The sequence below is a fragment of the Nocardia beijingensis NBRC 16342 genome (genome assembly GCF_001612785.1).
In the GTDB taxonomy this organism is placed as follows: Bacteria; Actinomycetota; Actinomycetes; order Mycobacteriales; family Mycobacteriaceae; genus Nocardia; species Nocardia beijingensis.
Map to the genome: position 1 here is coordinate 305,649 of NZ_BDBC01000010.1, position 16,371 is coordinate 322,019.

A 16,371-nucleotide genomic window follows, 5' to 3' on the forward strand; every position below is an offset into this window, starting at 1 on the left:
TCAGGCGATCCCTTCCTGCTCGGGATGGAAGCCGAAGCGGCGGGCGACGGTGTCGATCCGGTCCAGCGCGTGATCGAGGTGGTCGCGGGTGAGGGTGGCCATCATGCTGATCCGCAAGCGCTGCTGGTCGCGGGGCACCGCGGGGAATTCGACGCCGTTGACGAACACGCCCTCCCGGTGCAGGGCGGTGACCACGTCGGCGACGGCGAGGCGCTGCGGTACCAGGATCGGAATGATCGCGGTCTGCGGATCCACCGCGAAACCCATGGCGCGCAATCCGCGCACGAAATACGCCACGTTGTCGTGCAATCGCCGGACCCGATCGGGATGCTCGGCCAGGAAGTCGATCCCGGCGAGCACCGCCGCGACCACCGGCGGCGCGAGCGCCGCGGAGAACATGTAGGACCGGGCGAAGAAGCGCAGCGTGTCCACCAGATCCCTGGAGCCGGTCACGAAACCGCCGGTGCTCGCGAAGACCTTCGAGAACGTGCCCATGGACAGCTCCACGGCGCCTGCTCCGAGCCCGAAGTGCTCGGCGGTGCCGTGGCCGCGTGCGCCGAGCACCCCGGTGCCGTGCGCGTCGTCCACCGCCAGCCATGCGCCGAAGGCGTCGCACAGCGCGCGGATCTCCGGTAGCGGGGCGATGTCGCCGTCCATCGAGTACACGCCCTCGACGGCCACCACGATGTTCGCGCCCGGATTGCGCCACCTGATCTGCATCAGCCGGTGACGCAAGTGACGTAAGTCGTTGTGGGCGAACGCCATCGAGCGCACCCGGCCGAGCTGGATGCCGTCGTAGAGGCTGGCGTGATTCTGTTCGTCGTAGAGCAGCACGTCGCCCTTGCGCAGCAGACCGGTCACCCAGCCGACGTTGGCGGCGTAGCCGGAGGAGAACAGCATGGCCGCTTCGCTGCCCTTGAGCTCGGCCAGCCGTTCCTCGAGCCGCCGGTGCAGCGTCGTGGTGCCGTTGAGCAGCGGCGGGCCGCCGTGTCCGACACCGTATTCCCGGATCGCCGCGATGGCCGCCTCGGCGATCCGCGGTTCGTTGCCGAGGCCGAGGTAGTTGTTGGACCCGAGCATGATCAGCTCGTCGGTCGCGCCGGTCCCCGGATCGCGCACCGGCACGACCGCGCCGGAAGGACCGGCCACCTCGCGCAGCACGAACCCGCTGCCACGGGCGTGCTCGGCGTAGGGGCGGAACTCCGCGAAACGCTGTTCGAAGGTGTGTGCCGTGGGGTCGAGATAGTGTTCGAGGCTGAAGTTCTCGCCGTGGGCGAGATCGGGAGCTGTCATGCTCGCTGCTCCTTACCGAGCGTTACGGTTCCGGCCCGGCCGTCCAGCACCAGGACGTCGCCGCTGGCGACCAACTGGGTGACGCCAGGGACCCCGACGACCGTGGGGATGCCGAGTTCGCGTCCGATGATGGCCGTGTGCGACAGCAGGCTGCCGCGCTCGCTCACCAGACCGCCCGCAGCCACCATGAGGAACACCCATCCCGGGTCGGTGGTGGAGGCCACCAGCACCTGGCCGTCGATCGCCACGTCCGGGTCCGGGGTGCGCAGCACCAACGCGGGGGCCTCGACACGGCCGGGGGCACAACCGATTCCACGCAATACCCGAGCGCCGGCCACGACGCCGTCGTCCGGTTCCTCCAGCGTCGGGTCGGCGATGCCTGCCGCGGCGATCCCGGTGGTGACGATGCGGGAGGGCAGTCGTTGGGCACGCCAGCGCTCGTGGTCGGCCTTGCGCAGGGCCACGGTGCGGGCGGCGTCGGTGTCCACCGCGGTGCCGCGGGTGAGGGCGGCGATCTCCTCGTAGGTCAGCCAGAAGACGTCACGCGGATCGTCCAGCAGCCCGGACGCGTGCAGCTGTCTGCCGTACTCGCGGAATACTCGCTTCACCAAGCCGAAAGAGCGGCTGCGGCCCAGACGCATGTTCTCGCGCTGCTTGACGTGTTCGCGCGCCAAGCGAAGCGTGAGGCGGAAGGCTGCGCGCCGTAGGGCTTTACCATCGAACAGTCCGGCGGCCGTGTGCTCCGCCGCGCGGCGGATCGCTTGCTCCCGCGCGATCATGTCGTCGGCGTTCTGCCCGCCGCGCAGGTAGTTGCGCAGCATCGGCACCAGCCGTTCGGGGTGCTCGCCCAGCGGATCGGTCTCCAGCTTCAGCTCGTCCACGGTGCGGTCGCCGAACTCCGCGATGTGGCGCAGGCAGGCGGCGCGGAAGTCCGCGAACCGATCCTCCGACAACGTCGTCCACACTTCCCGTGCGGTGGCGGGGCCGTCGAACAGCGCGCGCAGCGCCGAATCGGTGTGCACTCGGGCGGTGAGCGCGAGCGCCGAACGCACCGGGTCGACGCTGTCGACGCCGTCCTCACCGCAGAACAGCTCGTTGCGCAGGGTGAGCGCCGCGTCCTCGGTCAAGCCCGCCCGCCGTAGCTGCAGACCGACCACATGGAACATCTGCTGGGCGAGGAAGTCGTTGAAGATCTGCACCGAATACACGGGCACGAGCTCGGCGAAGAAGCGTTCCATCCAGACCAGCAACGCCTGCGCGTCGCGTTCGCGCTCCGGCGTGCCCGGGTCGAGGCGGCGATCGAGGTCGGCGGTGATCGCCGCCAGTTCGCTGAAGAATGCGCGCAGTCGCCGGGGCAGCCGCAGCCAGCCGAGCAGGATGACCGCGAACACCCGTAGCCGCAGGGCGACCGCGCGCACCCGGGCGACGCCATGGGCGGGCGCGTCCGGTCGCCGGTATCGGTTCTCGATGTCGAGTGCGGCCTCCCAGCCCTCGATGGCGAATTCCATGCCGGGAATCTCGAGGAAGAGCCGGTACCAGTTGCTGATGTTGTAGTAGATCCGGCCGCGCGCCGTGCCGACCAGATAGGGGTACAGATCGGCGGCGTTGCGCTCCACGATCCGCGCGGTGGCGCCGAAATCCCGGTGGCAGGCCCGGAAGACCTGCTCGTAGGCCGCTCGCAAGACGGAGAAGGTGAGTGGACTCGACATTCCCGGATACGACTCGGCGACGTTGACGTTGTCGAAGATGGTCTCCTCCGCACCGGTCACGGTGACCGGCCTGGCCTGCAACAGATGCAGCAGGCCGTCGGGTGTGTAGGAGAATTCGATGTCCTGGGGCGCGCCGAAGCGGTCGGCGAGTTCTCCTGCTGTCGCGGCCAATTCGAGGATTTGAGCGTCCGACAGCGCCGGGGTCCGCACCGGGTCGCCGAGGTCTTCGACGGCGGTGCCCGTACCGTCGGGCGACGGCGTCACGCGGCTGTGCTTGTCGACTACGACACGCGAGGTGATGGTGCGAGTGTCGCGATCGATGAAATAGGTGTCGCAGTCGACTGTTCCCGCCACGACGCCCTCGCCCAATCCGAGCGCCGCCGCGACGACCGCCTCGGCGGGATCACCGGTCTGCGGGTTGCAACTGAACACCACCCCGGAGACGGCGCTGTCGAGCAGCACCTGTACCACGACGGCGCAGGCGATCGGCGTCGCGTCGAGACCACGGCGCGCCCGGTAGAACAGCGCCCGCTCCGACCACGCGGAGGCCAGCACAGTGCCGATCGCGGCGGGCAGGCCCGTCGCGGCGACATTGAGCACCGTGTCGAGCTGCCCGGCGAAGGAATCGGTGGCCGAATCCTCGCCGCGCACCGAGGAGCGGACGGCGAAGCGCACGTCCGCCGCGGACGAGCCTGCGGTGGACATCTCGGCGACAACGGCATCCAGTTCGGCCGCGATGTCCGCGGGCAGCGTCAGCGCCTCGACGAGCGCCCGGATCCGCGGCGAGACGGCCCGCAGCGCGGCCGGGTCGTCGGTGTCGAGTCCGGCCAGCAGGTCGGCGATGGAGTCGGCCGCCGGGGCGAGCACACGCGCGCACGCGTCGGTGCTCAACACCGCGAACGGCGGGACACGACACCCGGCGGTGTGCAGCCTGGCGAGGTTGGCGGCCTTGGCGCCCGCGTGCGCCTCGGCGTCGGGGTCCGTGGCGAGGGTTTCCGCGCGCAGTATCGCGCCGGTGGTGGTACTGGTCATCGGGCGGTCTCCTGTCTGGCCGGGATCGCCGCGGCGGCGTGCTCGCGCCGGGTCAGCCGGACCAGGACCGGGTCGGGGGTGTTCGAGATCTCGGGGCGCTCGCGCACCCGCATCCCGTTCACCAGTTCGATGTCATAGCGGGACAGCAGCATCGCGAGACCCACGCGGATCTCGATCAACGCCATCTGCTGACCCACGCACAGATGTGCGCCCCAGCCGAAGGGGAAGTACCGGAACGGCGGGCGCGCCCGGTTCCGCTCCTTGGTGAACCGGTCGGGGTCGAAGGTCAGCGGCGAGTCCCAGAAATCGGGTAGCCGGTGGTTGACGAACGGACTGATCACCACGATCGCGCCGGGACGCAGGTCGAACCGGTCGAAATGGTCCGGCGCGAGCGCGGTGCGGCTGAACGCCCACGCCGGCGGGTGCAGGCGCATCGCCTCGTCGATCGCGCGGCCGGTGTACTCCAGTTCGGGCAGTGCGGCGCGCATCGCGCCCGGATCGTCCATGCCTTCCGACAGCAGGTCGATTTCGGCGCGCACCCGCTCGAGTGCGGCGGGGTTGCGGCACAGCTCGTAGATCGTCCAGGCCAGCGCCCCTCCGGTGGTCTCGTGACCGGCCAGCAGGAAGGTCAGCACCTCGTGCCGCAGTTGCGCGTCGTCCATCGCGTGCCCGGCGTCGTCGCGGGCGGCGAGCAGCCGGGCCAGCAGCGAGTGGGCGTCACCGTCGGTGTGCCGATGCCGCCGGATCACCTCGTCCACCACGTGATGCAGCCGCCGCCGCACGCCGTGGAAGCGCCGATTGCCCGGCGTCGGCACCCGCGGCGGCACCTGGATCGGCGCGGCCATGTGCCGCATCACCCAGGAAACGCCGTCGCGCACATCGTCCTCGATCTGCGGGAGCACGCCGTCGATGTCCGCGCCGAGTACCGCGCGGCACACCACGTCGGCGGCGAATCCCATCACCTCGGGCACCAGGTCGAACGCCGCGCCCGCCGCGGCGCGCGCGTCCAGGCGGGCGCGTAGCCGGTGTCCGCACTCGACCATGAGCGGGATCTCGGTTTCCACGTGACGCCGCGCGAACGCGGGTTTGATCAAGGCGCGCTGACGCTTCCACAGTTCGCCGCCGCTGGTCAGCAGGCCGGGACCGAGCAGATGGTTCAGGCTCCGGTAGCTGATCCCCTTCTCGTATCGTGTCGCGTGCGTGACCAGCACCTGTTCGATGTGCTCTGGCTCGACCAGCAGGTGCACGTGCTGGTGGGCCAGCCGCAGCCGCACGCTGCCGTGGGCGAGACCGGACTCGTAGAACAGGGTGAGCGGGTCGGCTCGATAGTCGGGGTAGGCGCCGAGCGGATGTCGCAGGACGGGACCGTCCAAGCGGCGGTCGCCGTTTCGGGTCAGCAGTGTCATCGCGCGGCATCTCCCCCGCGCCCGGCGCCGACCAGCGCGTCGGGATCGACCTCGAGCAGGTGTCGTGCCGCGGCGCGCTGCACCTTCCCACTCGTGGTTTTGGGGATGCTGCGCGGCGCCACAATGCGTACGCCCGCGGCCAGTACCCCGGTCCGTTTGCTCACCGCGGCGCGTATCGCCCGGGCGAGCGCGTCGTATTCCTCTGGCACCAGAGCTGATTCGACGATCAGATGCAATTCTTCCGACATGCCTTCGGCGTCGGTCACTCCCACCGCGGCCACGCCGCCGGGCCGGACGCCCGGCACCTGTTCGGCGGCGATCTCGAAGTCGGTGGGCAGATAGTTCGCACCGCGGATGATGATCAGATCCTTGCGCCGCCCGGTGACCCGCAGTCGTCCATCCCGCAGATAGCCCATATCGCCGGTGTCCCACCAGCCGTCCACGCGCGTGGCCGCGGTCGCTTCGGGCAATCGGAAGTAGCCCGGCGTGGTGGACGGTCCGCGGAATTGCACGCGGCCGATCAGATCCGGGCCGCGCGGGTCACCGTTCTCGTCCACGATCCGGACCTCGGTGCCCGCCACGGGTGCGCCGCAGTCGACGATGTCGAGCGCGTCGCCATCGTCGGACGGAACATCCACAGCCATATCGTCTTCGGCGAGTGCCCGGCGCGAGATCGAGTCGTATGCGATCGGCGCCCGCGGCTGTGACACTGTCACCGCGAGCGACGCCTCGGCCAACCCGTAGCACGGCACGAGCGCGTCGGACGGAAGTCCCCAGGCGCGGAACCGGTCGACGAACCGTCGCACCGTCGCCGGATGGATCGGTTCCGCTCCGCAGAACAGGAACCGCCAGGTGGACAGGTCCAGCCCGTCGAGTTCGCTGTCGGCGATCCGCGCCGCGGCATAGCCGTAGGCGAAATTCGGGGCGGCGGTGAGGGTTCCCCGATGCCGGTGGACCGCCCGCAGCCAGTCGGCCGGATGACGCAGGAAGCGGTTCGGCGGGATCAGCACCGCGTCGACGCCGCGGAACAGCGGCGTGAGGAATCCGCCGATCAGTCCCATGTCGTGGTGCAGCGGCAGCCAGCTCACCCAGGTGTCGCCGGGTCCGATCGCGGCGGCGCGGGCGATCTGCTCGCAATTGGCGGCCAGATTCGCGTGGGTGACCTGGACCCCCTTCGGTGCGCCGGTCGAGCCGGAAGTGGCCTGGATGAAGGCGAGATCGTCCGGTGCGGGCAGGCGAGGCGTCAACGCGGGTGCGTCCGGCGCGCCGGCCAGCGCGTGCAACACCGTGGCGTCGATCGCCGCCACCGACGTGGGCAGCGGCACATCGGCCAGCACCGATCCGGCGGCCACCACGGCCGCGGGTTCCAGATAGGCGAGCAGCCGGGTGAAACGGTCCAGGAATATCTCCGCCGCCCCGAATCCGCCCGGGGTGGCGATCGCCGTGGGCACCGCGCCGAGCAGCAGTGCGCCGAAGAACGCCGTGACGAACTCCGCCGACGTGGGCAGGCACAGCAGCACCCGATCGCCCTCGCGCACCCCTGCGTCGGCCAATCCGGCCGCCGCCCGGCTCGCCACCTCTACGAGATCATCGTGCCGCCAGGCGATCTCGTCGGCGCCGGGTGCCGCGGCACGCTCGGCCATGATGGTCGTCGACGCCGCTGCCGTGCCCCGCTCGCCGCCTGCCAGCAGTGCGTGCACGATACTCGGGTATGCCGGGCGCAGCGCATCGGATGGTGTGGTCATGCCTGGTCCTCGACGTATCGCACGATCGTGGCGACCGTGGTCAGCCGGACCGCGACATCCTCGGGAATGCTCACGGAGAACGCCTGTTCCAGCTGGATGGTCAGTTCGATGGCGGTCGGCGAGTCGAGTCCGTAGTCGATCAACGGTGTCGCCGGGTCCAACTCGGCGGCGGACACCCACAGCACCTCCCCGACGATCGCGCGTACCCGCGCCTCCAGATCGGCCGCGCCGATATCACCGCGCGTGCTCATCCCAGCAACTTCCCTTCCGTCACGCAGGAGCGCACCGATTCCTCGATATCGACGCCGTCGCCGGTGTCGATGCGGTGGAATCCCACCTCGGGGAACGCGGTCGCGAGGGTTTCGCGCACCCGCTCGTAGCCGGTGCGCAGAGCGGCAAGCCGCTCGGCCGTCTCATGGGCCTCGACGGGCCCGTGCGCCGACCGCTGCACGCAGCGTGCCGCGGCCTGCTCCGGTGGCGCGTCCAGCCACAGCACCGCGTCGGGCAGTGTGGTGCGGAACCGTTCGGCGAAACCGGACACCGCGCCGGAGATGTCGCGTCCGACCAGCTCCGCGATTTCCGACAGCAGCAGCCACGGGTCCGGCGAACTGCCGAGCCGGGCGGCTTGGGCGTGCTGCCACGCCAGGATGTCGGCGAAGGTGCCGGGCCGATGCCGTTCCAGTACCGCGGCGATCTCGTCCTCCCGCTCGCGGCAGCGTCCGTCGGTGCCCGCCAGCGCCACATACAGCGGGCCGTAGACCAGCAGTTCGATCAGCGGATGCCGTTCGCAGACCAGCACATCCGGCGCCCAGGTGCGCAGAAGGTGCTGTTCGACCGGGCCGAACAGGGTCATCTGCAGATACATCGCGGTGGCCTTCATCGCCACGTCGCCGATCTCGTCGCAGCCGACGCTGAACGCTCTGAGCTGCCGGGACAGATCGGCGAGCGGGACGTCCCTGGTGTCGTGGAAGTCGGGGCAGGTCATCGAGGCGAACCGGCCGACCCCGGCGGGTTCGGCCAGCGCGCGCAGCCCGGCCAGCACCGAGGACTTCCCCGCGCCGTCGATGCCGACCAGTGCCACCCGGCGGGTGCTCATCGGTCGTCCTCGCGCAACTGGGCGAGCACGGCGCGGGTGACATCGGCGGGCGCCGCGGCGCCGTCGAGGCGGATCCAGCCGAGTTCCTCCGACAGAGCGTCCAGCGCCTCGTGGCTGCGCTGCTGGAAGGTCAGGAACGACTCCTCGTCGCCGTAGCCGCTCTCGTAATCACTGCGCAATCGCTTGCGCGCCAGCGCATCGTGCGGACGCACCGTGAGGTAGAAGGTGCGATCGGGCTCCGGGAACCCCGCCGCCAGGCTGCGCAGCACGGCCGGGTCACCGCCGTGGGCGACTTCGGTGGCGTAGTACTTGTACCAATAGGCGTTGGCGAGCACGATGTCCGCGTCGCGTTCGGCGGCCAGGTCCAGCGAGAGCTGCATGGCGTGGAACAGGAAGTGCGCACGGCTGAGCGGGCTGAGCAACTGGAGGTAGCCGTAGATCTCGGCGGGACTGCCCCAGGGCAGTTTCGAGGAGATCTTGGGGTCGAGGAACGCGTCCCAGATCGTCACCGCGGCCACGCTGTGGCCCTGCGCCTCGAACTCGGCGGCGATCCTCGCCACCTGGGTCGTCTTGCCCGAACCGTCGCCACCCGCCAGGCAGATGAGACGTTTGCGTGCGGTCAGTGCGGTGTCCTTTCCCGAACCGCGCGGAATACGCGGCAGTACTGTGAAATTGGTTGTCTCGACGGGTGTTTCAGGCATCCGCCGGATCGGCGGCGGGTCCGTTTCCGGCGTTTCGCGAATCGCGGTGTCCGGTCGGTGCGCGTGGGAGACCGACTCGGTCGCGGCGGGTTCGTCCGCCGGATCACCGCCGTCGAGGACCTGCACCACGCCCGCACCGCCGTCGACCCGGATGCGCTGGCCCGATCGCACCGCCGTCGTCGCCCCCGCCACGTTCAGCACGGCCGGAATGCCGTACTCGCGTCCGATCACGGCCGCGTGCGACAGCATGCCGCCCACTTCGGTGACCACGCCGGCCACCAACCCCAGCGCGGGCGTCCAGCCGGGATCGGTGAACCGCGTGACGAGGATGTCACCCTCGCGCAGCTGGTCGATGTGGTCCAGCGAGGTGATCACCCGGGCCGTGCCCTCGGCCACGCCCGGGCTGCATCCGAGGCCGGACAGATCGCCATCGCCCACCGCGCGTACCGCGGCGACGGTCACCCCGCCGCCGAGTTCGTGCGGCGGCACGAGATCGCGGTAGCCCGCGTACATCGCACGGCGGTAGGCGATCACGGGCGCGAGGTCGCTACCGGCCGCGCGGCCCGCGACCAGATCGGTCAGTTCGTGGATGGTCAGCTGGAACGCGTCGTCGGCGTGTTCAAGCACACCTGCCGCGGCCAGCCGGGTACCGGCTTCCACCACGTAGGCGCGGACCACGGCGTAGCACTGCGAGGAGAATTCGCGCATCCGCTCGCGGGCGACCAGATAACGCCGCATCCGCTCGATCTGCTTGTCCAGCGCCTTGGCGTACCGCACCCGCGTCGTCGGCCGGGCACGGACCCGGGCGCGCACCGCCGCGAGCTCGGACTCGTAGCGTTTGCGCTGCTCCACCAGGGTGGTCGCGGGATCGGCGGGCACGGTCCCGTTGTCGAGCATCACCGCGATCATCGCTCGCACTCGCTGTGGGTCCTCCGACCAGCGCGGGCAGGTCAGATCGAGTTCGGCGTCGGCGTGGAAGCCTTGCTCGTCGAGAAAGGCCGCGAGCGCCGCGTCCCACTCCGGGCTGTCGAGCCCGGATTCCCGTGCCACTCGGTGCAATGCGACGATGCCGCGTTGCAGCGCCATGTGGCTGATCTCGGCGAGGCCGCCCATGAGGGCGATGGCCGAGGTGGTCGCACCGGTGGCCGCGTCCACCTTGTCCAGCAACTGCTTGAAATCGGTTTGCAGGCTGGAGTTGTGGTAGATGGTGGTGAAGTAGGTGCGCTCGGTGGCGGCGTGCACGGTGAGCAGGCAGTCGGCCAGGTCGGCGGCGAAGGTCGACTCGTCGGTCCGCGGCAGCGCGCTGACCCGTTCCCGCCAGGCCTGGTACTTGGCGGGCCAGCTCGCGGCGAACGCGTCCACCGCTTCGAGCTGTTCGCGATAGCTGCGCTGCACGGCCAGGGCGACCGGCAGCGCGCGAGCAATGATCAACGGCGTATTCGGGGTGCGAATCGGACCCTGCGGGCCGTATTCGTTGAGGACGCCCAGATCGTCGTCGAAATGCTGCTCGTCGAAGCCGGGAATGCGCCGGAAGCACTGCTTCACCGCGCTGACGTTCCAGTAGGCCCGGCCGTAGTACATCGCCATCCAGTCCGGCTCCCGCCCCGGCTCGGCCAGCCCGAGTCCCTCGAAGAACCGCTGCATCGAGTACTGGAAGGCGTTGTCGTACAACGAGAACATCATCGGCGTGCACACCCGCGCCGAGACGCCGCCGTCCCGGAGATCCGCGTCGGAGAACTGCTCGATGTCGGTGCGCCAGCTGATCGCGGTGACCGCGCGGGACTGCAACAGCCACAATGCGCCGTCGCCGTCGATCGCCCACTCGATGTCCTGCGGCCGATGCCTGCGCGCCTGCACGGTGAGCAGCAGCGCAGCCAGCGCCGCGGTGTCGGTGGCGTCCAGGTGGACGTCCTCCTGTCCCGCGTCGCGCGCCACCACGGCGCCATCCGACAGCCGAAGGGTGTAGCGAGTGGGCGCGACCTGCCCGGAGACCAGTCGCTCGCCCACACCGTGGCAGGTCTCCACCACCGCGTTCTCCTCGATGCCCGAAAGCACATCGATGCTGAAACCGACCCCGGCGCAACGAGCGGCGACCATGCGCTGCACCAAGACGGCGACACTCGCGTCCGCCTCGGCCAGGCCGCGCCGCGACAGGTAGGCCCGCACTCGTTCATTGCGCACCGACGCCCGGCACTGCTCGATGTGCGTCCGTAGCGCGGCCGCGTCGGTGATGTCCAGGTAGGACTCGTACTGTCCGGCGAAACTGGCGTCGTCGAGATCCTCGAGCACGCCGCTGGAGCGCGCGGCCACCGGGAATCCGCCGATCGACCGCACCCAGCCGGTCAGCTCGTCGTCGGCGACGGCGTCCAGGTCCAAGTCGGCGGGAACGACGAAGCCGGGTGGGACGGCGAATCCGTCGGAGAGCAATTCGTGCAGGGTGGCGGCCTTGGCGCCCGCCCGCGACGGGGTGAAGTCGGCCGCACCGAGGAACATCGGTGTCGGACCGGACGCGGTGGTGGGGGTGATCACGGTGGTGGCTCCTGTCGGCAGCAGAACCGGGCGAAGGTCGTGGCGGGCGGCCAGTTCCCGCGCTTGATGTACGCCGGCGGCGGTGAGCGCGCCGTAGGACGGGCTCGCGGTGCGCGGCTCGAAGCCGAGCAGCAGCGTCTCGGCCATGCACGCGTACACGATCCCGGCGGGCAGCCCGGTTTCCGGGAAGGGCGGGGTCTGGCCGAGCGGCAACGCCATGCGGCCGCCGCCGACCAGGGTGATGTGCGGGTGTGCGGCTACCGCCGGGTCCACATCGCCGGGCACGGCCAGATCGCAGATCAGCACGGGGTGGTCGGCGGCGAGATGCTGGGTGGTGACCAGTGGCGCGGCCGAGTTGGTCGCGGTGACCACGACCCGGCAATCGCGCAGCGCGGTCAGGTCCTCGCTCACGACGACCTCGCCCGGCAGTCCGGCCGCCACCCGGCGCAGCCGTGCCCCGGCGCCGGGCCTGCCCACCAGAACCAGCGAATCAGCCAGTGGCGCAACGAGTTCGGCCATCACCGCGCCGATATTGCCGAGCGCTCCGAGGATGCCGACCCGGCGCTGTCCCGGCGGGAGCGCGGTCAGCTCGGCGTGCAGCACCGCATAGGCGCAGGCCGCCGTGAGCGAATTGCCGGAGGTGACGGTGACGGTGTCCTCCGCTACCTCGCGCGCGGCGTCGGTGACGATCGACGTGTAGCCGCCCAGACCGATCACCCTGGCTCCGGCCGCTAGCGCCTGTTCGACCGCCAGCCACACCAGCTCCCGCACGTAGGCGCGTTCGCCGGCGCGCTGGTGCGCCACGATCTGCTCGGCCGTCAGCGGCACCGCGATCAGCAGCATCTCGACCTCGGCCCCGGTCGGTGAGGTGATCGTCCGCCTGGTCAGTTCGAACGGATCGGCCACCGCGCGCAGACGGTCGAACAGTGCCGCGAACTGCTCGTCCGTCCATTCCGTCAGCTCGGGGGCGAGCCGGCGCAGATCCGCGACCTCGGGCAGGTTCGCCAGGAAAGCCACTCTGATCGGTTGGCGCGGATCTCGCGCCGGTGACGCGTCGGCACGCCGCGGGAGGGGCGCGCGGTCCAGCGCCGCGGATTCGGTGGTGACCGGTGCGGCCAAGTGGGCCAGCAGCCGGGCGTACTCGCCGCGGTGCAGCAACGCGGCGACGTCGTCCAGCGCCGCGGCCAGCCGGTCGAGGTCGCGGTCGCTGACGAAGGCCGAAGGCTGAACCCGCAGCGTGGTCGGCGCCGACAGGGTCGGAAGCATGCGGATCGCGTGGCGATGCAACAGGTATCCGGCGACGACGTAGCCGAAAAGGTCGGGCGCGCAGATCTCGCGCAGCAGCGCGGATTCCGGCTCCGGTACCCGCAGCTCCACACCCTGGAGAAGACCGCGCCCGCGCACGGACACGATTTCCTTCGGCCAGCGGCGGGCCACCGCGTCCAGTCGCGACCGGAGCCGGGCACCCGCTTCGCTGATCCGGACCTGGTTGTCGCGCAGCAGGTCCAGCGCGGCGTCCGCGACCGTCGCGGACAGCTCGTCGTCGGCGAAGGTGGAGGTGTGATAGCGCCCGAAGTCGGCGACCGAGTGCCGCCGGTCGACCAGCAGCGCGGCGATCTTGACCAGTCCTCCGCCGAGCGATTTCGACATCAGGTAGTAATCCGCGCGCACGCCGGACGGGGCCGACGCCAGGAACGTGCCGGTGCGTCCCATGCCGCTTTGGATCTCGTCGAAAACCAGTGCCGCCGCGTGCCGGTCCGCCAGTTCGCGCAGGGCCCGCAGGGTCTCGGCGGGGACCTCGCGGACGCCGCCTTCGCCCTGCACGGGCTCGGCGAACACCGCGGCGACCGGCGACAGACGCCGCCAGCTGCGAACGGGCGTGCCGGTGGCGTCGAAGCCAATGACGCCCACCGTGCACAGCTCATCCGCGAACGCGTCGGCGACCTCCTCCGGCGTCCAGGTGTCCAGCCTGCGCCGCTCGGGACCGGGCACCACCAAGTCGGCCGGGGTGTCGGCCTGCTCGGTGAGGGCGAAGGCCCCTGCGCTCTTGCCGTGGAACGCGCCGGCCAGCGAGACGAACACCGGCCCGCGTTCGCGTAGCCGGGCGATGTGCTCCAGCGTCTCGGTGAGCACCGCGGCGGCCGTACGCGGCTCGGCGTCGTCGGCGGGCGCGGCGGGTCGCACGTCGTGCAGGCCGTCGCGGCGCAGCCGACGCAGCGTGCGCCGGATGTCGGCGTCCAAGTCGGACAGGGCACGCGCGTGCGCGACCGCGGCGTGCCTGATCGCCGCTTCGACCGCATCCGCGCCGGTGGATCCGAAGGTGACGACGTACTCCCGGCCGGTGCTCGCGCCGACCGAATCGGACAGCCGCCGCGCCAGCCGCGCCGCGCCGGGCCGGACGCTGCCCTGCGCCACGAACGGCGCCTGCTGATTCAGCACCGCCGTCGCCGCTCGTACCAGCGCTGGATGGTTGTGCCCGAACAGTGCCGCGCCGAATCCGCCCACCAGATCCAGCACCCGCGTGCCGTCGGCGCGGACGAGATGGTCGCCTTCCGCGGCGGTATACACCACGTCCAGGTGGCAGGATCGCAGCAATTGGGCCAGGCCGGGACGGTTGAACTCCGCGAAATCGTTCCAAACGACGCTGCTTCGCCCCGATTTCCGCTCTTCGGCATGCGCGTTCACGCTTGTGCTCCGAGCGCGGCTCGTCGACTGCCCGACGTCTTCGCCACTACATGTTCGGCCACGTCCCGCGCGGTGTACAGCGTCGCGGCTTCCTCGTCGGAGATAGCGATACCGAACCGCTGCTCGAGTTCGACTACCACCTCCACCGACCGAATAGAGTCCAGCCCGTAATCCAGCAATGGGATGTCCATGTCGATGTGCGGCACGTGCAGAACTCCTGCGAACAGCGCGCGCACATGCGCCGACACAGTCTCCGCTGCGTCCATCCAGTGTCTCCCTTCACCGTCCAACAGCCCTTTTTCTCAGACGTGAGAAAAAGGTCTCGATGTGCATTCCCTGATCAATTCCCGAATACGGAATGCACAGCTCGGAGCGGGATTCGACACTACGAACCCGCAAACACAGCTCCTCCGATATCAACGAAACGTCTATCGAATCACTGTCCGTCATCGACCGCCGCACTGCAGTGCAATGACGTCGCCACCAGTTCTTTCATCTCTACACCCGCAAAATGGGTGGCGCAATTCAGCAGATCCCGTGGCTCACCCCCTTCAGCAGGCAGCTACGGGGAGGCTAATTTTCCGTCTCCCTGTCGCCGGAAACCAACTCCGACAGGAGCATTCGTGTCCGAAGCCAACCGTGCCCCAGACGCCTCGGCATCCCGTTCATCGATAGCAAACGATCATCCACAGTTACCCAGGGAACAGCAATCGATTCGCGATCGAGAATGGGCAGCTCATGCCCGACTTTCGCGGCGAAGCGACAAGAGTTCGAACCGACCCACCGGTATCTTCCACTCGAAATCACCCCTACCGCATTTCGGCGGATAGAGGAAGACGTGTAACCGTCTTTTTACCGCAGCCACGCGGCGACGCGAGGCCAGGAACTACCGGCTAACCCCCGGACGCCCGACCGCATGTGACGCCTCTCATTTTGTGCCGGCAAGTATGCGGAAAAGCTGTGACTGTCCACAATGATGCCCCCACCAGGACTTCGCCCAGGCCACGCCCCGGCGAAACGGTCCACTACTACTTCCGGGGCGAATGTGGACGACTCCCCTAGCCGACCGACTCCCACCCCATGGCCGAGTACATCATCTGCCTACCCACTCCGGAAGCCACAGAGCCCGACGACCCCGCCCGGGCAGCCCTCCAAGCCGCTAGGCACTCACAACTCCCCCCGAGGGATCCGCCTTCGCCCAGCAGCGCTACAGATCGTTGATGCAGCCGAGTCGCTGTTCGGCGATTCGGTGGACCGGACCGCACCCGGTTGACCGGACACAGCGCCGGCAACCAATGGCGTGATTACGGGCGGGTGTTCACGCCGAAACTCGGGCGTCCGATCGAGCCGCGCAACGTCAGAAGATCCTCCGGCACAGCTCGATCACCGTGACGACCGGGATCTGCTTGGAGGTGATCGAGACGGTGAAGCGCGACGCGCTGGATTCGATGGACACCCTGTTCGCCTCCTCCGACGACACCGCGAGCTGCACTGTCGTCAGTCGTGTCGTCGATCCCGGATTCGAGAGGTTCCTAAACGAAAAAGGTCAGGTCCGGCAACTCGCCGGACCTGACCTTGCGTTCCAGTGGAGCTAAGGGGACTCGAACCCCTGACCCCCACACTGCCAGTGTGGTGCGCTACCAGCTGCGCCATAGCCCCTGGTTGGTTGCGCTCCGGGTGTCCCCGCCGCGCTTGAATGAAGTTACACCAACGGTGTGTCGGCAACCAAATCGCCTCGATTCGGGGGTGACAGGAGGCGACGGATGGCGTTAGTATCGAACATGTGTTCGAAGTGATTTCGATTGTGCGGGGTGCGGGTCGGTAGGCGGTTGGACGCTCGGAATGGGCAGAGCAGATGGGGTTGCTGGTTTGTTCGTTTCCGAGTGTCCAGCGGTCGCCTGGCGCGAGACGGATGTGCGCGCGGGCGTGGAGCGCTGGACTGGGATGGGCCGAGCGGTCGGCACGGCTCGCGGGTCGGGACGCAACGCGAAACAAGTAGCGGCGCAACCTCGTACGGGTAAATGAGACATCTCGAGGCGCGGTCTAGGGGCAGGGGGCCGGATCGCGCTGTCGAGTGCGCGGGCCGGGTGGCGGCAGGTGGAGCCGTTGCCCGGCCCTAGGCCAACCGAAAGCTCGGCGGGCGGCGATCTCGGGGGCTGGGGATGTCGGGTCGCG

At 69.5% G+C, this 16,371-nt stretch carries 8 protein-coding genes and 1 tRNA gene; all 9 read right to left on the reverse strand.

The window, feature by feature from the left end:
* The 9 genes from NB3_RS06640 to NB3_RS06680 all read right to left on the reverse strand — a co-directional run bounded on the left by NB3_RS06640 (position 1) and on the right by NB3_RS06680 (position 15,855).
* Positions 1-1,293, reverse strand: a complete 1,293-nt coding sequence (locus NB3_RS06640) for an aminotransferase class I/II-fold pyridoxal phosphate-dependent enzyme (RefSeq protein WP_067798004.1) — start codon at positions 1,291-1,293, stop codon at positions 1-3.
* The gene (locus NB3_RS06645; protein WP_067798009.1) at positions 1,290-4,034 is read right to left on the reverse strand and encodes a PEP/pyruvate-binding domain-containing protein; all 2,745 of its coding nucleotides are present in this window, start codon (positions 4,032-4,034) and stop codon (positions 1,290-1,292) included. Before NB3_RS06645 ends, NB3_RS06640 begins: the two co-directional genes overlap by 4 nt.
* Positions 4,031-5,440 (reverse strand): cytochrome P450, encoded by a 1,410-nt coding sequence (locus NB3_RS06650; RefSeq protein WP_067798012.1) that lies wholly within the window; start codon positions 5,438-5,440, stop codon positions 4,031-4,033. The genes NB3_RS06645 and NB3_RS06650 overlap by 4 nt, the downstream gene beginning before the upstream one ends.
* Positions 5,437-7,185, reverse strand: a complete 1,749-nt coding sequence (locus NB3_RS06655) for a fatty acyl-AMP ligase (protein ID WP_067798015.1) — start codon at positions 7,183-7,185, stop codon at positions 5,437-5,439. The genes NB3_RS06650 and NB3_RS06655 overlap by 4 nt, the downstream gene beginning before the upstream one ends.
* A complete protein-coding gene (locus NB3_RS06660) occupies positions 7,182-7,436 on the reverse strand; it encodes an acyl carrier protein (RefSeq protein WP_067798018.1) in 255 nt (84 codons plus the stop codon). The genes NB3_RS06655 and NB3_RS06660 overlap by 4 nt, the downstream gene beginning before the upstream one ends.
* Positions 7,433-8,281, reverse strand: a complete 849-nt coding sequence (locus NB3_RS06665; RefSeq protein WP_157111570.1) for a nucleoside/nucleotide kinase family protein — start codon at positions 8,279-8,281, stop codon at positions 7,433-7,435. The genes NB3_RS06660 and NB3_RS06665 overlap by 4 nt, the downstream gene beginning before the upstream one ends.
* Positions 8,278-14,196: an aminotransferase class III-fold pyridoxal phosphate-dependent enzyme gene (locus NB3_RS06670; RefSeq protein WP_067798025.1), complete on the reverse strand. Its 5,919-nt coding sequence runs from the start codon at positions 14,194-14,196 to the stop codon at positions 8,278-8,280. The genes NB3_RS06665 and NB3_RS06670 overlap by 4 nt, the downstream gene beginning before the upstream one ends.
* A complete protein-coding gene (locus NB3_RS06675) occupies positions 14,193-14,462 on the reverse strand; it encodes an acyl carrier protein (RefSeq protein WP_067798027.1) in 270 nt (89 codons plus the stop codon). Before NB3_RS06675 ends, NB3_RS06670 begins: the two co-directional genes overlap by 4 nt.
* Before the next feature lie 1,320 nt (positions 14,463-15,782).
* Positions 15,783-15,855 (reverse strand) — tRNA-Ala (locus NB3_RS06680).
* Between the last annotated feature and the right edge of the window lie 516 nt (positions 15,856-16,371).

What these genes read in the sequence shown, in the direction of transcription:
- NB3_RS06640 (WP_067798004.1), bottom strand. Translation starts at nt 1,293, where the DNA reads ATGACAGCTCCCGATCTCGCCCACGGCGAGAACTTCAGCCTCGAACAC.
- NB3_RS06655 (WP_067798015.1), bottom strand. Translation starts at nt 7,185, where the DNA reads ATGACCACACCATCCGATGCGCTGCGCCCGGCATACCCGAGTATCGTG.
- NB3_RS06665 (WP_157111570.1), bottom strand. Translation starts at nt 8,281, where the DNA reads ATGAGCACCCGCCGGGTGGCACTGGTCGGCATCGACGGCGCGGGGAAG.
- NB3_RS06660 (WP_067798018.1), bottom strand. Translation starts at nt 7,436, where the DNA reads ATGAGCACGCGCGGTGATATCGGCGCGGCCGATCTGGAGGCGCGGGTA.
- NB3_RS06650 (WP_067798012.1), bottom strand. Translation starts at nt 5,440, where the DNA reads ATGACACTGCTGACCCGAAACGGCGACCGCCGCTTGGACGGTCCCGTC.
- NB3_RS06675 (WP_067798027.1), bottom strand. Translation starts at nt 14,462, where the DNA reads ATGGACGCAGCGGAGACTGTGTCGGCGCATGTGCGCGCGCTGTTCGCA.
- NB3_RS06645 (WP_067798009.1), bottom strand. Translation starts at nt 4,034, where the DNA reads ATGACCAGTACCACCACCGGCGCGATACTGCGCGCGGAAACCCTCGCC.